Origin of the sequence: Mycolicibacterium arseniciresistens (genome assembly GCF_030519285.1) — a bacterium.
In the GTDB taxonomy this organism is placed as follows: domain Bacteria; phylum Actinomycetota; class Actinomycetes; order Mycobacteriales; family Mycobacteriaceae; genus Mycobacterium; species Mycobacterium arseniciresistens.
The window spans coordinates 1-1,393 of the sequence record NZ_JAUMSQ010000508.1 but is presented as its reverse complement, the minus strand read 5'-3'; the positions used below and the strand labels follow the sequence as shown (position 1 = coordinate 1,393).

The window sequence follows — 1,393 nt, the reverse complement described above, 5'->3', positions numbered from 1 at the left end:
CGTGGCCGCGGACCGCGCGCTGCGCGAGCACGGACGGGCGGCGATGCCGTTCGAACTCGCCCGTACCCAGTTGCTCGCCGGCCACCTGCGGCACCGGCTGCGGCAGCGCGAGGCCGCCGCCGATCTGCTGCAGTCCGCGATGCGCACCTTCGAACGGATGGGTCTGCGGTTCTGGGCCGAACGAGCACGGTGGGAGGCGACACAGCTGGCTCCGCGGCAGCGCCCGGGCCTCACTCCGCCGGAACTGCGGGCCGCCGAGCTCGCCGCCGCAGGCCGCACCAACAAGGAGATCGCGGCGGAGCTCTACGTCAGCACCAAGACCGTCGAACTGCACCTGTCCCGGGTGTACCGGAAACTGGGCATCCGCTCCCGGGCGGGGCTGTGGCGGGCCCTGCACGATGCCGATTAGCCGGCGAGCTCCACGAGCACCGGGGCGTGGTCGCTGGCGCCCTTGCCCTTTCGTTCCTCGCGGACGATCTCGGCGTGGGTCACGCGCTCGGCGAACGCCGGTGAGCCCAGGACGAAGTCGATGCGCATGCCGCGCCGTTTCTGGAACGCCAACCGGGTGTAGTCCCAGTAGGTGAAGACGCCTGGGCCGGGTGTGAACGGCCGCACCACGTCGGCGAACCCGGTGTCGACGATCGCGTCGAAGGCCGCCCGCTCCGGCGGGGTGACGTGCGTGCTGTCGCGATAGGCCTCGACGCTCCACACGTCGTCGTCGGTGGGTGCGATGTTCCAGTCGCCGACCAGTGCGATCTGCGCCCGCGGATCGTCGGTGAGCCAGGCGTTGGACGTCTTGCGCAGTGCGGCAAGCCATTCGAGCTTGTATCGGTAGTGCGGTGAGTCGACGAACCGGCCGTTGGGGATGTAGAGGCTCCACACCCGGACGCCACCACACGTCGCGCCGAGCGCCCGCGCCTCGGCGGCGGCTTCGATGTCAGGTTTGTCGCTCCACGTCGGCTGGCCCTCGAACCCGACGGTGACGTCGTCGATGCCGACCCGCGACGCGATCGCCACCCCGTTCCACTGGCTGAAGCCGCAGTGCACCACCTCGTAGCCCAGGGCGGCGAAGGGCATCGTGGGGAACTGCTCGTCGTTGCACTTGGTCTCCTGCATCGCCAGCACGTCGACGTCGGCGCGCGACAACCAGTCGGTCACGCGGTCGACGCGGGCGCGGATGGAGTTGACGTTCCAGGTGGCCAGCCGCATGGGTGACAGCCTACGAGCGCGTCGTCGTCACAGCGCGCGAGCGTCGACGTAGCGCTGCCGGTGCTGGGTGACGAAGCCCATCGACTCGTAGAGGGCGGCGGCGCCGGCGTTGTCGACGACGACCTGGACGTAGGCGCGCGTCGCACCTCGGGCCGCACCCCAGTCGAGCAGCGCGCCGCACAGC

3 protein-coding genes are annotated in these 1,393 nt (G+C 70.6%); 1 reads left to right on the top strand and 2 read right to left on the bottom strand.

Annotation, left to right across the window (positions count from 1 at the left end; all coding sequences use genetic code 11):
- Positions 1-409, top strand: a 409-nt coding sequence (locus Q2100_RS31085; RefSeq protein ID WP_302917103.1) for a helix-turn-helix domain-containing protein, incomplete at its 5' end; no start/stop codon positions are given.
- Here the strand turns inward: Q2100_RS31085 and Q2100_RS31080 are convergent.
- Both Q2100_RS31080 and Q2100_RS31075 read right to left on the bottom strand, forming a co-directional pair.
- Positions 406-1,209 (bottom strand): exodeoxyribonuclease III, encoded by an 804-nt coding sequence (locus Q2100_RS31080; RefSeq protein ID WP_302917102.1) that lies wholly within the window; start codon positions 1,207-1,209, stop codon positions 406-408. The two genes, Q2100_RS31085 and Q2100_RS31080, sit on opposite strands and share 4 nt — an antisense overlap.
- Positions 1,210-1,236: 27 nt before the next feature.
- Positions 1,237-1,380, bottom strand: coding sequence for a GNAT family N-acetyltransferase (locus Q2100_RS31075; RefSeq protein WP_407667735.1), 144 nt, complete (start codon positions 1,378-1,380; stop codon positions 1,237-1,239).
- Positions 1,381-1,393 lie beyond the last annotated feature (13 nt).